Source organism: Bdellovibrio sp. HCB-110, from assembly GCF_047323225.1.
In the GTDB taxonomy this organism is placed as follows: domain Bacteria; phylum Bdellovibrionota; class Bdellovibrionia; order Bdellovibrionales; family Bdellovibrionaceae; genus Bdellovibrio.
This window is the reverse complement of sequence record NZ_CP178750.1, coordinates 1,856,346-1,870,595: the sequence shown is the minus strand read 5'-3', so window position 1 is coordinate 1,870,595 and position 14,250 is coordinate 1,856,346. Positions and strand designations below refer to the sequence as shown.

19 protein-coding genes and 1 pseudogene are annotated in these 14,250 nt (G+C 44.9%); 12 read left to right on the top strand and 8 right to left on the bottom strand.

Annotated elements, in window-relative coordinates; all coding sequences use genetic code 11:
- Positions 1 to 14 precede the first annotated feature (14 nt).
- Genes ACL934_RS09035 through ACL934_RS09025 form a run of 3 tightly spaced genes read left to right on the top strand, consistent with a single transcriptional unit; the run spans position 15 to position 1,690 of the window.
- Positions 15 to 344 carry an ArsR/SmtB family transcription factor gene (locus ACL934_RS09035; RefSeq protein WP_413613383.1) on the top strand — a complete coding sequence of 110 codons (330 nt, stop codon included), beginning with the start codon at positions 15 to 17 and terminating at the stop codon, positions 342 to 344.
- Positions 331 to 822, top strand: a complete 492-nt coding sequence (locus ACL934_RS09030; RefSeq protein ID WP_413613382.1) for an SRPBCC family protein — start codon at positions 331 to 333, stop codon at positions 820 to 822. Before ACL934_RS09035 ends, ACL934_RS09030 begins: the two co-directional genes overlap by 14 nt.
- Position 823: 1 nt before the next feature.
- Complete coding sequence (locus ACL934_RS09025; RefSeq protein WP_413613381.1) at positions 824 to 1,690, top strand: alpha/beta fold hydrolase; 867 nt, start codon at positions 824 to 826, stop codon at positions 1,688 to 1,690.
- A gap of 42 nt (positions 1,691 to 1,732) precedes the next feature.
- On the opposite strand, the gene ACL934_RS09020 is transcribed toward ACL934_RS09025, so the two are convergent.
- Positions 1,733 to 2,347: an ATP-dependent Clp protease proteolytic subunit gene (locus ACL934_RS09020; RefSeq protein ID WP_374080127.1), complete on the bottom strand. Its 615-nt coding sequence runs from the start codon at positions 2,345 to 2,347 to the stop codon at positions 1,733 to 1,735.
- Positions 2,348 to 2,398: 51 nt separating this feature from the next.
- Here ACL934_RS09020 and ACL934_RS09015 point away from each other — a divergent pair.
- Positions 2,399 to 2,548 (top strand): annotated as a pseudogene (locus ACL934_RS09015) (TetR family transcriptional regulator); the annotation flags it as partial.
- Between the two features lie 48 nt (positions 2,549 to 2,596).
- Positions 2,597 to 2,980: a TetR family transcriptional regulator C-terminal domain-containing protein gene (locus ACL934_RS09010; protein ID WP_374080461.1), complete on the top strand. Its 384-nt coding sequence runs from the start codon at positions 2,597 to 2,599 to the stop codon at positions 2,978 to 2,980.
- On the opposite strand, the gene ACL934_RS09005 is transcribed toward ACL934_RS09010, so the two are convergent.
- Complete coding sequence (locus tag ACL934_RS09005) at positions 2,977 to 3,885, bottom strand: hypothetical protein (protein ID WP_374080124.1); 909 nt, start codon at positions 3,883 to 3,885, stop codon at positions 2,977 to 2,979. The genes ACL934_RS09010 and ACL934_RS09005 overlap by 4 nt on opposite strands.
- Positions 3,886 to 3,894: 9 nt before the next feature.
- Positions 3,895 to 4,572 carry a hypothetical protein gene (locus ACL934_RS09000; protein WP_374080123.1) on the bottom strand — a complete coding sequence of 226 codons (678 nt, stop codon included), beginning with the start codon at positions 4,570 to 4,572 and terminating at the stop codon, positions 3,895 to 3,897.
- 134 nt (positions 4,573 to 4,706) lie between these two features.
- Here ACL934_RS09000 and ACL934_RS08995 point away from each other — a divergent pair, with 134 nt between their 5' ends.
- A complete protein-coding gene (locus tag ACL934_RS08995) occupies positions 4,707 to 5,036 on the top strand; it encodes a hypothetical protein (protein WP_374080120.1) in 330 nt (109 codons plus the stop codon).
- Here ACL934_RS08995 and ACL934_RS08990 read toward each other — a convergent pair.
- Positions 5,033 to 5,575, bottom strand: a complete 543-nt coding sequence (locus ACL934_RS08990) for an adenylate kinase (RefSeq protein WP_374080118.1) — start codon at positions 5,573 to 5,575, stop codon at positions 5,033 to 5,035. The two genes, ACL934_RS08995 and ACL934_RS08990, sit on opposite strands and share 4 nt — an antisense overlap.
- 17 nt (positions 5,576 to 5,592) lie before the next feature.
- Positions 5,593 to 6,240: a PAQR family membrane homeostasis protein TrhA gene (trhA, locus tag ACL934_RS08985; RefSeq protein ID WP_374080116.1), complete on the bottom strand. Its 648-nt coding sequence runs from the start codon at positions 6,238 to 6,240 to the stop codon at positions 5,593 to 5,595.
- Positions 6,241 to 6,313: 73 nt separating this feature from the next.
- Between trhA and ACL934_RS08980 the strand changes: the two genes are divergently transcribed.
- Positions 6,314 to 6,739 carry a hotdog fold thioesterase gene (locus ACL934_RS08980; RefSeq protein ID WP_374080113.1) on the top strand — a complete coding sequence of 142 codons (426 nt, stop codon included), beginning with the start codon at positions 6,314 to 6,316 and terminating at the stop codon, positions 6,737 to 6,739.
- A 3-nt stretch (positions 6,740 to 6,742) separates the two neighbouring features.
- Here the strand turns inward: ACL934_RS08980 and ACL934_RS08975 are convergent, their stop codons facing one another.
- Positions 6,743 to 7,630: an SDR family oxidoreductase gene (locus ACL934_RS08975; RefSeq protein WP_374080110.1), complete on the bottom strand. Its 888-nt coding sequence runs from the start codon at positions 7,628 to 7,630 to the stop codon at positions 6,743 to 6,745.
- Positions 7,631 to 7,734: 104 nt separating this feature from the next.
- On the opposite strand from ACL934_RS08975, the gene ACL934_RS08970 reads away from it, so the two are divergent.
- Genes ACL934_RS08970 through murI form a run of 3 tightly spaced genes read left to right on the top strand, consistent with a single transcriptional unit; the run spans position 7,735 to position 10,257 of the window.
- The gene (locus ACL934_RS08970; RefSeq protein ID WP_374080107.1) at positions 7,735 to 8,415 is read left to right on the top strand and encodes a hypothetical protein; all 681 of its coding nucleotides are present in this window, start codon (positions 7,735 to 7,737) and stop codon (positions 8,413 to 8,415) included.
- Positions 8,399 to 9,448 (top strand): guanosine monophosphate reductase, encoded by a 1,050-nt coding sequence (locus ACL934_RS08965; protein WP_374080104.1) that lies wholly within the window; start codon positions 8,399 to 8,401, stop codon positions 9,446 to 9,448. Before ACL934_RS08970 ends, ACL934_RS08965 begins: the two co-directional genes overlap by 17 nt.
- 2 nt (positions 9,449 to 9,450) lie before the next feature.
- Entirely contained in the window at positions 9,451 to 10,257 is an 807-nt protein-coding gene (gene murI / locus ACL934_RS08960) for a glutamate racemase (RefSeq protein ID WP_374080102.1), read from the top strand.
- Here murI and lysA read toward each other — a convergent pair.
- Positions 10,254 to 11,429: a diaminopimelate decarboxylase gene (gene lysA, locus ACL934_RS08955; protein ID WP_413613380.1), complete on the bottom strand. Its 1,176-nt coding sequence runs from the start codon at positions 11,427 to 11,429 to the stop codon at positions 10,254 to 10,256. The genes murI and lysA overlap by 4 nt on opposite strands.
- Positions 11,430 to 11,501: 72 nt before the next feature.
- Between lysA and ACL934_RS08950 the strand changes: the two genes are divergently transcribed.
- Together ACL934_RS08950 and ACL934_RS08945 are read left to right on the top strand one after the other, a co-directional pair.
- The gene (locus tag ACL934_RS08950) at positions 11,502 to 12,152 is read left to right on the top strand and encodes a M14 family zinc carboxypeptidase (protein ID WP_374080098.1); all 651 of its coding nucleotides are present in this window, start codon (positions 11,502 to 11,504) and stop codon (positions 12,150 to 12,152) included.
- Between the two features lie 11 nt (positions 12,153 to 12,163).
- Positions 12,164 to 12,985: a 2,3,4,5-tetrahydropyridine-2,6-dicarboxylate N-succinyltransferase gene (locus tag ACL934_RS08945; RefSeq protein WP_374080096.1), complete on the top strand. Its 822-nt coding sequence runs from the start codon at positions 12,164 to 12,166 to the stop codon at positions 12,983 to 12,985.
- On the opposite strand, the gene ACL934_RS08940 is transcribed toward ACL934_RS08945, so the two are convergent.
- Positions 12,986 to 14,236: an FtsX-like permease family protein gene (locus ACL934_RS08940; RefSeq protein WP_374080093.1), complete on the bottom strand. Its 1,251-nt coding sequence runs from the start codon at positions 14,234 to 14,236 to the stop codon at positions 12,986 to 12,988.
- Positions 14,237 to 14,250 lie beyond the last annotated feature (14 nt).

The window sequence follows — 14,250 nt, the reverse complement described above, 5'->3', positions numbered from 1 at the left end:
TTATTATGTGCCATATGAATGCCTTTGCAGCCCTATCCGATGATACAAGACGAGAAATAGTAAGGTTGGTCGCCAAAAATGGTGAACTGACCTCCACAGAGATTAGCCAGAGTTTCAAGATGAGCCCTCCGGCCATTTCCCAACACCTTAAAATCTTAAAAGAAGCTAAGGTCCTTCATATGAAGAAAGACGCCCAAAAACGTATCTACAGCCTCAACGATTCAGGCCTCCATGAGGTCGAAGACTGGCTGTTAGACATTAGAAACTTATGGAACCAACGCTTAGATAATTTAGAAAAGTATTTGCTCAAAATGAAAAGGGAGAAATCTCGTGAAAAGAAATAATGTCGAAACGATTATTGAAGGCAATAAGGTTATTTATAAAAGATACTTCGACGTTCCTGTGGCTCTTGCCTTTGAAGCGTGGTCGTCGCACGAGCATCTTTCCCAATGGTGGGGCCCAGACGGCTTTACGATAACAACAAAGAGCTTGGACTTTTCTAAAAACGGAATCTGGGAGTTCATTATGCATGGACCCGATGGCCACGATTACAAAAACAAGATTCAGTTCACAGACATCAAAAAACCTGATTATATTCACTACAAACATCTTGGCGATGGTGAGGATGATACCGACGTCCACTTTCACTCGAAAATATCTTTCGAAGAGGCTGGTGAGGGTACAAATCTAACGATGGAACAGATCTTCCCAACGAAGGAAGAGCTTGAAAGAGTGAATAAAAAATACGGCGCCATCGAAGGCGGAAAACAACACGTCGGCAACCTGGCTAAATACCTCGATACTTTAAAAGGAAAAAAGTAGTATGAGAATTTTTTTACTAATTCCCCTAATCGTTCTTGTGGCTTGCGCGCACTCCACGACCACTTCTACAAACAAAGTGCAAATGGGATATGCCCCCGTCAATGGACTTAAACTTTATTACGAAATTTACGAGCCGACAGGGCAATTGCAAAATCCCGTTCCACTTCTTTTACTTCATGGTGGTGGATCGACCATAGAGTCCAATTACTCTAAGTTCATTCCCCTTATAGCGAAACATCGCCGGGTCATCGCCATGGAGGAACAAGGTCACGGTCACACTGTCGCGATTGATCGTCCGTTTACTTTTGATAATTCCGCAAAGGATGCGGCGGCTTTGCTTGATTTTTTAAAGATCGAAAAAGCTGACATCATGGGATTTAGCAATGGCGGGACGATTGCACTGAGAGTGGCACACTTTCATCCAAACAAAGTGAATAAACTTGTTGTCGCCTCAGCTCAATATCGCCGCGATGGAATGTTCAAAGGATTTTGGGACGGAATGAATAAAGCCTCCATGGCCGATATGCCAAAACCACTCCTTGAGGCCGATCGAAAAATCAATCCCGATCCCAAACATCAAGAGCAGCTCTTCTTACAAGACAGCAAACGCATGCAGGGGTTTAAAGATATCCCCGAAAAAGACATGACAGCGATCTCGGCCCCAACCTTGGTTCTCCTTGGCGATCAAGATGCCATCACCGTTGAGCACGCTCTCAGAATGTCACGGGTGATTCCTCACGGACGCTTAGCTGTGATACCGGGAAATCACGGCAGCTATCTTGCTGAGGTCGCCGCCAATGCTCCGGCGAATAGCGAGATTCCTCAGGCCACAGCTTTGATCATCACTGAATTTTTAGATATGAAATAGTATCAAAGAGCCACTGATCTATTCTTCAGTGGCTCTTTAAACTCATCCCGCATTTCTCAACTTATTTTTTCTAAACTCCACAACATGATCAATGAGGCCGAAGGATTTTGCATCCTCCGCACTCAAATAGTAATCCCGCTCCATAACATTTGCTAAGTGCTCGGCGGTTTTTCCGGTGTGGGTGGCATAGATATCAATCATTTTCTTTTTTGAGCGCACGAGTTCTTTGGCGTGAATTTCGATATCAGTCACTTGACCTCCGATTCCACCGTCACCCAAATGAGGTTGATGCAACAAAATGCGACTGTTCGGCATCGAATACCTTTTACCAAAACTTCCGGCCATTAAAAGAAATGATCCCATACTGGCCGCCATTCCCAAGCAATAAGTAGCGACATCGCACTTAACAAATTGCATGACATCGTAAATAGCCAAACCGGCAGAAACAGAACCTCCTGGGGAATTAATATAAAGATGAATGTCTTTTTCTGGGTCATTGACCTCCAGAAACAGCAGCTGAGCCACGATGGAATTGGCAACTTCGTCATTAATGGCAGTGCCTAAAATAATGATTCGATCCTTGAGCAACCTTGAATAAACATCATAACTTCTTTCACCCGCAGATGTGGACTCGATAACGTAGGGATTAATAGCCATAAAGAACCTCCTTCTTGATAATAAGTGAATAGTCATTTACTATCTAGAAATATGGGACGACTAAAAAAAGTCAGTGATTCTGAGATATTACTTATAGCCTTTGAGATCATTTCCAGTGAGGGATTTGAGTCATTTACTTTTGAACAGATATCAAAAGCGACGGGCCTTTCCCCTGCGGCTCTCGTTAAACGATTCAAAACGAAAAGACATCTGGCCTATTTAGCCCGAAATCGGAAATGGGACGAGAATATGGCAAAAATGAATGCCGCCAAAGTCTCTGAATTCAATGGCCTTCAAGGAATTTTCGAATTCATTCGCCTGATCGCAAAAAGTGTGGATTCAAAAAGACTGGGTGAACACTTGCGGTGGCTTGGAACCGAAGCTGATGATCCCAAGGTCAGGAAAAAAGTCGCTTCCTACTTCGCAGAAACTCGCAGCATTTTCCGTCGTCTTGTCGAAGAAGCCGTCGCAAATCACGAGATGAAAGTAATGGATCCCGAAGACCTCGCCATGACTTTGGAAGCCTTGCTGCAAGGCTCGATTTTTCAATTTGGTTTTCTCAATGAAAAAAATATTGAGCGGCATCTTTTGAATCGATTTCGCTCAGTCCTTCAGCCGTTTACAACCAACTAACTTAAGGTCGAAGCGAATTCCCGTAAGAAAGACGGAAAGCCAGGTTCTTTTGCAAGAACCTTGAGGAAATCAAAATCAAAAAGATCCTCAGGCGGCGTTTTGATTCCGGCTAAGCGCAAGTGGAAACTTGTTGTCTGCACACGGAAGCGTTCGCTTAAGTTAAAAGCAATCTTACCAAGGGCTCTGAGAGTCTTGATGTATTTGGGATCAAGGTTCTTCTCCGTCACCAGACGAATCATTTCCTGAAACTGACGATCTTCAATAGCAGGTCTTAAGAAATTTGCTTGAAGATAAGCTAGAACCATAAATTTGATCAGAACATCTGCGCCAATTTCATTCATGGCATTTTTGAGATGAGTCCGGCTTTCAAACTCGCACACGTAAGAATTCATTTCATAGAAAATGCGGTGAACGGAATCAGCTGCATCTATAACACCTAAAAGCTCGCAGGTGTTTGAACAAGATTCTTCAAGAAGCATTCTTAAAACAAAACGACGTTGTGATTCCAAATCACCACTTTCACGAACCGGTCCCAGATTTTTTTGCGCGAGTAAACGAACCACACCATGACAAGCTTCATGAAAAACAAAATTCTTTTTTAAATTGCCGTCGACGTCTTCCCAGGAAAGCGCTTCAAGCTGAACGGCCGTCATACTTTCGAACGCGACAACATTGTTCGAATACGGAAAGACCTTGGTCTTTAGCAGAGCTTCTAGTTGCAGAAGGGGAAAGGTCTCATAAGCCTCATCGCGCTCGGAACTAAACTTATAACCACCCCAAAGAGCGGCCTCACGGATTTTTTCAAAGATGCGATTGTGGGCCATCAAATAGCCATCACCAAAACTTCCAGAAAGACCTTGGGATTTAAATTTCCGATGCTGTTCAAAAAGGCGGCTGATCTTCATGGATCTACCTTACGATCTTTTCTTAAGCTCGACAAAAAGATTCTGACACTCAATGCACCCATTTTCGCTTTCTGCATGATTATTCAGAGCTTCTTCATACCAAGGAACCCGTGCGTTGAATTTTTCTGCAAGCCATGCCGTCGGCGTTGGGTATTTACGCTGGGCGTACTTCAAATCTGGGACATACAGACTCGCTCCATCCCAGGGTTTCCTGAGAAAGACCATGCCGATAAAATTTAGATCCAACAAAACCAGGAAAGGATAAGCCCACCACCAGCCAAGCCCCCGGATAATATTGGACCACTCCCCGATTCCCATCAGATCCGGGAACTTCCAGCGGCCCGCTTCATCATTCAGATTGTTTTGGTGAAAGAATCCTCTTTTAAACATCTGCCAGAGCCAAGACTTAATCTGCTTCTTTTTACCTAACAGAGCAAAAGCCAGAATCAATCGGCTGGCTTGATCGCGACTAAAACAGCGAGGGTCCGTGTCCCAGGTATCCCCATAAGGAGATCTGCGATAAATACCGGGATGGACTTCGAGTCGACTCACGATAGTTGAATACAAAGCTTCGGCTTTATCCGCCTGTCCCGTCAGACAATACAAGGCACACGCTAAGCCCGTTCTATGGGCGGAGTCTCCATTGCTGCCATCTGCTTGAACATAAAGCCCCGCGGAATCAATCATGGCCTTAGCTTAACTCCCTTTTGCAGATATTACCATGCTCCCAATGAATATTTAAATAAGACCAATGCACTGGCAAAACCGCGGCTTTCTAAATATAAGAAGCCTCTCATTTAAAACTAAAACTAGGAGCTTTTATGAAAACGGTCCTTGTCCTTCTTACGACTCTTGTTTCTACAAACTTTGCCTTCGCATCGGCGAATTTGAAATGTGCTAACTTTGCAGAAAAAGAAGCTGCGAAATATGCCGAGATGTCTTTGAAAGAATTCAGAGAAACGATGTCTGTCATTTGGTCTTGCAAACACAAAGCAGACCCAAAACTTGAAGAAATCCAATTTGGAGATGGCAGTGGTCTTACGGGCGTGACAATCCGAATTGTAAACGGCAAATGCACAGTGACGGATATCTACTCTGGACAAGATGACCAAGATGGCGATGCCGCTTGGGATGAAGCCAACTGCCTTTAATCTTGTGACAACCCGAACTTTGAAAGGCGCTTCCAGTCTTTCAAAGTTCGCACATACAAGACTTTTCCTTTTAAATTGTCTCTTGCAAAAATACGCAAAAGCTCGGGACGCATCAGTTTGTGCACGCGCCACAAAGTTTTATAGAGCTTCACAGTATGAGCAAATGTCAGTTCATCGCAGCCCTCTGGCAGCTCTTCCCGCCTGGACCAAAGATTCTGAATCTGTCTTTTCGTGCACCACCAATAGTGCCGCCACAATGGAAAATCGATAAACACCACACGGTCTGAAGCTTGAAATCGTTTTTCGATAATATCCAAAGGACCGTAGCCATCGATAATCCAAGAGTCCTGCTCTTGAACCTCTTTCAGAATTTGAATAGATTCACGATGAGGTCTGATTTGCATTCCCTTAACAAACTGAATCGCATCCACATGAGTTAAAGGCAGATTGTGAATTTTCGCCAGATGACGACTGAGAGTGGTTTTTCCTCCTCCAGCATTTCCAACAACCGCAATTTTGCGAAGGTCTTTTGAATCCAAACGAACAGCCTTTCACTTCACATCACAAGACTGGCAATCACGACAAAATGAAAAGCCGCAGCGATAATCACAAGAACATGAAAGATCTCATGATAACCAAAAACTTGCGGCGCAGGATTGGGACGCTTCAAAGCATAAACCAAAGCTCCCAGAGTATAAATAATTCCACCAATCAAAAGAGCCGTCACACTCCCCTGACCAAGAGCATTTTTAATCTCGGACATATAGGGAACAGCCAGCCATCCCATAATGATATATAAAATGGCCGCCAGCCACTTCGGTGCTTTCACCCAAAACAGAGATTGAATCACACCAATGGCTGCCGCAATCCAAATGATGGTTAAAAATCTATTTCCCGATTCTCCCGAGATTGCCAACAACGCAATCGGAGTCCCGGTGCCTGCGATTAAAATAAATATCGCAGCGTGATCCAGACGTCTCATCCACATACGCGCTTCCGGTTTCCACTGCGGGCGATGATAAAGAGCACTGATACCAAACAGTCCTGCAAGACTTAACGAATACACGATATTCGCAATAAGAGCTTTGACGTCGTGACTTGCCGCAATCAGCATTGCACAGGCCCCCAAAGCAAAAAAGAACGCTGCCTGATGAAAATGCCCACGCAACAGAGGTTTCGTCACCGCTGATAAATCCGTTTTCATAGTTCCTCTCTGAAGAGCCCCTTGACCAATAAGAATTCTATTTACATCATACAAGTGGAATTGAGGACATTGTATGGAAATTCGCAGAAAGAACACCAGCGTTGAAGAATTAAATTCTTTAAGCAAAAACACCATGGTCGAACACTTAGGCATTCGCCTCACCCGTATTGAGGACAACCTACTTGAAGGTGAAATGCCCGTCGACCACAGAACTCACCAAGTATTTGGAATTTTGCATGGGGGCGCTTCTGTGGTTCTTGCGGAAACTCTTGGCAGTATTGGCGCGCAACTTTATGCTCCTGACACTCATCAATGCATGGGTCTTGATATTAATGCCAATCACATTCGTGCCGTTAAATCTGGCAAAGTCATTGGCCGTGCCGTTCCAATCCACCTTGGCCGCACCACTCAAGTTTGGGAGATTAAAATCACGACCGAGGATGAAAAACTGGTGTGTATCAGTCGCCTTACTGTCGCCGTTGTTCCAAAACAAAAATAATTTCTAGGGAGGTGACTCTATTTCTTTTGGGGATGGAGGCATCCACTGCTCTTTCATTTCTTTGCAAAAATCTTCAAAGCGCCGTGGTTCTTTTCCCATAAGTTTTAAGAATGTATTTGAGACATTGGAGATCTGTCCTTCTTTGGCAGCGCGATGAATACTCATCATCAAATCAGAATCCCAAGGATCAATACCTGATTTTTGCATGGACTTTAGAGCCACCTCTTCCGTGATGGGCACATAGGCTAGCCGTCTTTGCACTTGGTGAGAAATCAAAGAAACCGCTTCAGCATTTGAAATCGCCCGTTCTCCGGTAAAATCAAAAATATTTTTATGAAAGCGAATCGGGTCTGATAAAATCTTTGCCGCCGCTTCGGCCGCATCCCGCGCATCAAAGAAAGATGTGCGCCCTTCACCTTGGGGTAAATAAAGTGTCCCCTGTCGAATGAACTCTCCCCAAGGAACAATAAAACTTTGCATAAAGATATTGGGGCGCAAAATGCAATAGCGCAAACCGCTTTTCTGTAAAAGATCATCAACCTCACCCTGAACTCTCTGGAAAAGGTAGCGAGACAAGGGCGAAGCCCCCATGCCTGAAACTTTGAGCACAAACTCCACCCCCACGGAGCGAGCCGCGCGAAAAACTTTTTCCGCCTGCACGGACATATCTTCAGCGAAAGGCTGCAAGAAAAAAAGGACGTCAATGCCGCGAAAAGCCTGTTCTAAAAGAGGAAGACTGTCATAATTCATCTGGAGACCCCGAATTCCCGGTGGAAGACGGTCCAAAGAGCGAGAGGCGGCAATAAAGTCAGCCCCCGTCTTGTGTAAAAGCTTTACTAACTCTTGGCCCATAGTGCCACTTGCACCTGTGACCATTATCCGAAGCCCCATGATGGCCTCCTAGGATTATTATGCCGCTTATCGGGTTTATTTAGGCCTGTTTCTTAACAAGAGTCCGCTTGACTCCCCCTAGGTTTCGCGATCTAAATACTTAAGTGAATTTTTTCGCCGAAAACCTACAGGTTTTTAAAAAAGTATTCCTTCCTCTGTTCGCCCTGGTCGTTCTGTCGAGCAACATAGACCAGTACCTGAATCTTCATATCGAAAATGCACTCAGAGACCCTAACGGAGCTCAGCAACAGGTTTATTTCTTCGGATTTCTTTCTATTATCAGCAGCATTGTCTTCCCGGTTCTTTTAACGGCCATCGCTCTTTATGCTTTAAACACTCTGACAGGTTGGACAAAATCCTTGGAAGAGTTTTTAGGGAAAAATCTGAATCAGATTTATATTGAGACCTTGCGTTCCTGGGGAAAGACCCTTCTCTGGTCTTTACTCTTTATATTGCCGGGGATTTGGAAGTTCATTGAATACAGTTTAGTCCCCCTGGTTGTGACATCTTCCACTAAATATGAGGACGGCAAAGAGGACGCGCTCAAAAAATCAGCATCCATTGTGCGCCACAATTGGCTGAAGGTTCTGGGAGTTTTCATTCTCTTTCACCTCTTTGTTCCCGTGATACTGTCGGCCTTCTTTGATTCCTATCGTTTGATTTGGAAGACACCGCTGCAAAGCCTGATTCTTTCAGCGCTCGACACTTATTTGCTTTTGGTTTCAACTCATATTTTGTTCAATATCTTTAGAAGCGAGGTAAGAAAACATGACGCTCATGTTTAATTGGAAAGACATTAAAAATCGTGGTCGCGGTCTCACTTTCGATGACGTGCTTATCACTCCAGCGCGTTCTGACATCCGCTCTCGTCGTGATCCACATCTTACTACAAAGCTGACTAAAAAGATTTCTATCGAAATGCCGATTATCAGCGCCAATATGGATACCATCACAGAGTACGATATGGCTTTGGCTATGAATCAATTGGGTGGCCTTGGTATTCTTCATCGCTTTATCACAACGGAAGAACAAGCCGCCCAAGCTCGTCGTTTGAAGGAAGCTGGAGTAAAAAACATCTCTGCCAGCGTGGGTGTTGGTGAGGAGTTTAAAAGTCGCGCAAAACTTTTGATCGATGCCGGCGTGAATCTTATCACTATCGACATCGCCCACGGTCACTCGGTGCAAATGATGGAAACTTTGAAGTGGTTGAAAGACAATCATCCACAAATCGAAATCATCGCAGGAAATATGGCGACTCCGGATGCTGCTCGCGATTTGATCGAAGCGGGTGCTGATGCCATCAAGGTGGGTATCGGACCTGGTTCTATGTGCACGACTCGTATCATCACAGGTTGCGGAGTTCCACAACTGACGGCTGTTGCTCTTTGCGCTGAAGTTGCAGAAAGCTACGGAGTTCCTGTCATCGCTGACGGTGGTATCCGCACATCTGGCGACATGGTGAAAGCTTTTGCCGCTGGTGCAAGTGTCGTGATGTTGGGAAGCATGCTTTCCGGCACGATCGAAACACCGGGAGAAATTAAAAACGGTAAAAAACAATACCGTGGTATGGCTTCGCGCTCTGCCCAAGACTCTTGGCGTGGTGGCGTTCCAGAGGGTATGGCTCCAGAAGGTGAAGCGACGCAAGTGAATGTCAAAGGACATGTTAAGGATGTGATCCTTGAAGTGGCTGGCGGAATTCGCTCTGGTATGAGTTATATTAATGCGACAACAATTGCTGAAATTCGTGAGAAAGCTCTCTTTATGGAAATGTCAGCAAATGGTATTGCCGAATCTCGTGCCCACGGGGTAAAAAGTTAAGAATGTCGACTTCGGATTCACGACCCATAGGCGTATTTGATTCTGGGATCGGTGGCCTCACCGTTCTTAAGGAACTCGCTTTGCAATTCCCTCAAGAAAATTTTCTTTACTTGGGGGACACCGCTCGTTTGCCATATGGGTCCAAGTCTCCACAGACCATTCGTAAATATTCTGAGCAGAATATTCAGTTCCTTGAAAAACAAAATGTGAAAGCCATCGTCATTGCCTGCAACACGGCTTCCAGCCAACTGACAGAGCATGAGTTCGATGGACTTCCTATTTACAATGTGATCGAACCCGGTTCACAGCGTGCTTTAGAAGTTTCACCCACAGGGCGTATTGGTGTTCTTGGAACTCGCGCGACAATCAACAGCCAGGCCTACACAAAAAAAATCTTAGAGATGAACTCCAAAGCTCAGATCTTTGATCAAGCCTGTCCGCTTTTTGTTCCTTTAGCCGAAGAGGGTTGGGATTCTGATCCGGTGACGAACTTGATTGTATTTCGCTATCTGAGCCCGCTTTTGCAACATCATATCGACACACTGATTTTAGGTTGCACGCACTACCCGATTTTAAAAAATTCCATCGCTCGCGTGACGGGATCTTCCATTGAGTTGGTGGATTCAGGGGAAGCTATCGCCAATTGGCTGACTCGTGATTTCCAGCAAGGACGTTTGGGAGTAAATACTTCCGGCGAGTCTCGTCATATTGATATTATGACCACAGACCACTCCGTTCATTTTACCGAAGTGGCTCACCGTATTTTAAAACCGGTCAAAGCGGACGAGTTCCGCGTTGTGGATCTTTAAATACAAATTTCTAAGGGAAGTTCCTGAAGATTATAAACACTCGCCATGGAGTATCCGTAAGCTCCGGAGTCCATCACCGCGACAAAGTCCCCTTCCGAAACTTTTCCCAAAGTTCTGTCTTTTGCAAAAAAGTCTGAAGATTCACAGATCGGCCCTACTACATCGGCCTTCATATTTTCCTGTGATTTTACCAATGGTAAAATCAAATGATCGGCTTCGTACAAAGAAGGACGAATCAAATGATTCATTCCAGAGTCTACAACCAGAAACGTTTTTGCCGAAGTTTTTTTGATGTACTGCACTTGCGTGATCAAAGCTCCGCAATGCCCTACCAACCAGCGGCCTGGCTCTGATTGCAATTCGCAGTTAAGATCACTCAAGGTTTCCAGAGTGATTTTCGCATAATCGCGCAAGAGACTTTCCTCTAACTCCAGATCCAAGCGGTCATAGAAAATCCCCAATCCACCGCCGAAATCAAAACGCTTGAGGGTTGGAAATTGCTTTTGCAGATCAACATAGATCTTCTTAAGAATTTGCAAAGCCTCTTTGTACCCTGAAAATTCCATCATCATAGAACCTAAGTGAAGACTGACACCCACAAGTTCGATGGAATCTTCATGACTCTTCAGGCATTTCACAAGTTCGGGAATAAGAGAAAGTTCCATACCGAACTTGTTATCTTTAAGACCTGTTGCGATATAGGGATGAGTTTTAATGTCAATGTCGGGATTCAACCGCAAAGCCACAGAAGCTTTTTTTCCCATGCTTTTAGCAAGAGAGCCAATACGCTCCAACTCCGGCAGGCTTTCCACATTGATTTGATAAATACCAAGTTTTAAGGCTTCAGTGATTTCATGGCGCGTTTTTCCAACACCACTATAGACGATATCCTGAACAGAAAATCCACTCTCCAAAGCCCGCTTGATTTCGCCCAAAGAAACAACATCCGCACCTGCTCCCAACCTTTTAAGTCTTTGCAGGATTTCCACATTGGGATTGGCTTTCACCGCATAGAAAAGGCGCGTTGGGCCTAAAGCCCTCTTCATGGCTTGATATCTTTGACTGATAAAATCGAGGTCATAAACATAAATAGGCCGCATATAGTTTGCACACAGAGGCAAAAGAGCTTTTTTTAACGGCCCTAGACACAATTCATTATTAACGTATTCCATGAAGATCCCATGCTAGCAGTTGCTCGTCGTCCGAGTACGAGGTACAGTTTCCCCCAAGAAGGATACTTTGTCATGAAAACTTCTATTTTTACTTACACTTCTAAGGGCATGCCGGTCATTGCCTATGAATTTCACAATGGCGGCCCTGAGGTCCTTATTCTGGGCGGCGTTCACGGGGACGAAGTCGAAGGCGTCATTGCCTCCCAAGAACTGCTTAAAAACTTCATGCAGTCCTTTCCCTACAAATTGAACCTCACTCTGGTTCCTCAGTTCAACTTTGAAGGCGTGATTTTTAAGACCCGTGGCAATGGCAACGGCGTTGATCTTAATCGCAACTTACCAACAAAAGATTGGTCTCCTGAAGTAAAAACTCCACGTTATCATCCAGGTCCCTTTGCGGGCAGCGAGAACGAAAACAAAGGTTTGATTGAATACCTTGAAAAGAAAAAGCCTGTCTTTATTCTCTCTTTGCATTCCTGGCATCCGGTTTTGAACGTCAATGGCGACTGCCGTGCAGTGGCTGAGGTCCTTGCGCAAAGAACTGGATACAAAATTGATGACGACATTGGTTACCCGACTCCAGGTTGCCTGGGTACATTTACAGGACTTGAAAGACATCTTCCGACGATCACTTACGAAATCGAAAGAGGCCTTTCCGCAGAAAAAATTATTGAAATCCACGTCCCAGCGATCATGGAATCACTGAAAGTTTTAGAAAAATAGAGGGAGAGTCTATGCAAACTGAAGTAAATCAAATCTACTCTGACATTCAAAACGGAAAAACCACAGACCAACTTTCTACGAATGAATTGAAAGCCATTTTTGAAACCATTGAAGGCCTTGATGCCGGTCGCATTCGCGTTTGCGAAAAAACCGCAGAAGGCTGGATCACTCACGAATGGATTAAGAAAGCCATCTTGCTTTACTTCCGTACTCAAAAAATGGATGTGATGAAAGCTGGTGACTTTACTTACTTCGATAAAATTCCCGTAAAACAATGGAGCGAAGAAGATGGCGTTCGCGTGGTCCCTCACGCTTTGGCTCGCAAAGGTTCTTTCATTGAAAAAGGCGCGATCTTAATGCCTTCTTATGTGAACATCGGTGCCTATGTCGGATCAGGTACGATGGTGGATACTTGGGCTACTGTGGGGTCTTGCGCACAAATCGGCAAGAACGTGCATCTTTCAGGTGGCGTGGGTATCGGCGGAGTTTTAGAGCCCGTGCAAGCAAGCCCGGTGATCGTTGAAGACAACGCCTTTATTGGCAGTCGCTGTATCGTCGTTGAAGGTGCCGTGATTGAAGAAGGCGCTGTTCTTGGCGCGGGCGTCACTATCACAGCAAGCACTAAAATTATTGATGTGACTGGATCATCTCCGGTGGAATACAAAGGCCGCGTGCCTGCCAACTGCGTTGTGATCCCTGGAACCCAAATGAAAGATTTTGCTGCCGGAAAATATGGAGTGCCTTGCGCTCTTATCATCGGCAAAAGAAAACCAAGCACAGACTTAAAGACTTCTTTGACAGACGCACTTCGTGACTATCAAGTGAGTGTTTAATTACTTCATTCTTAAGGCGTCGGAGGGTTCTACCTCCGCCGCTGTTCTAGCGGGAATATAAGATCCGAACCACGCGATCAAAGCACTGACGACAAGGACTCCAAAGACAAGGCCGTAGTCGACCAAAGCTGGCAATGAGGGATCGTAATAAATTTCTGAAGACACCAATCGCAATGGATTGGCTTCAATATACAAGCTGATTCCTGTTCCCAAGATAACACCTGTTAAAACGCCGACAGAGGCTAAAAGAAATCCTAGCAACGTAAATGTTCGTACCGTTTGCTTCGCAGAAAAACCAATCGTGCGAAGAATCGCGATATCTCTTTTTTTCTGAGAAAGTAAAAGCGCTAACACCGTCAAAATAGAACTGGCTGCGATAATACCCGCAAGACCTAAGAAAGTTCCAATCGTAAGCTTCTCAAGCTTCAGAGCATATAAAAGCGCCGAGTTGCGATCCATCCAAGTTTCCACACTGACATCCGAAAACTTCATAAGATCTTCTTTCACACTCTCAACGGTGCTTTCTTGCGCGAGCCACACTTCAATACCTAACTTACGCAAGCCCTCGTTCACCAAAGAATTTAAAGCCTTTTCACGTTGATAGAAAAGATACTGAGAATCCACATCGGCAAGACTTGTCGTCACAATGCGTTTGATCTTCACACGTTCAAACTTAGGAGTCTCCCCCGGGGGTAACAAAAGACCCGATGGCGACACCACCGTGATATAGTCCCCTTCAAAAACTCCCAAGGACTGCGCCAAGTCCACACCCATAATGACTTCGCCCTCACCAGGCACATCTTGCGGGTCCCAGAAATAGGCCGGAGATTCTTTGTCTTGATTCTTTCGCTCCATTTTTTGAAGCTGTTCAATGAAGTAACCAAGACTCTCTTTCGTCACTCCCCGTGCAATCCCGCCACGAAACTGCCCATCTTGACTGCGCACGATGACGTCTTGAGTTTCGTAAACATAGGCTTTGTTCTCTGGATTTTCTTTAAGGCGTTGAAAAACAGGATGCGCTTCAAGACCTGATGCCGATGAAACACCCGTAGCCTGAACATACAAATGAGGCTCTAGACCCAAGATTCTTTTTTTAATAGAGGCATTCATGCCGTTCATCACGAATAGAACAACCAGAAAAGCCGTGACACTGATGGAGATTCCAACCAAAGACAGCCAGGAGATTCTGCGAATCAAAGCTCCAGCTCTTTTAGAGAAAATAAAATGGCGAAATAAGTGACCGACCAACATCCCCCTTATCATAG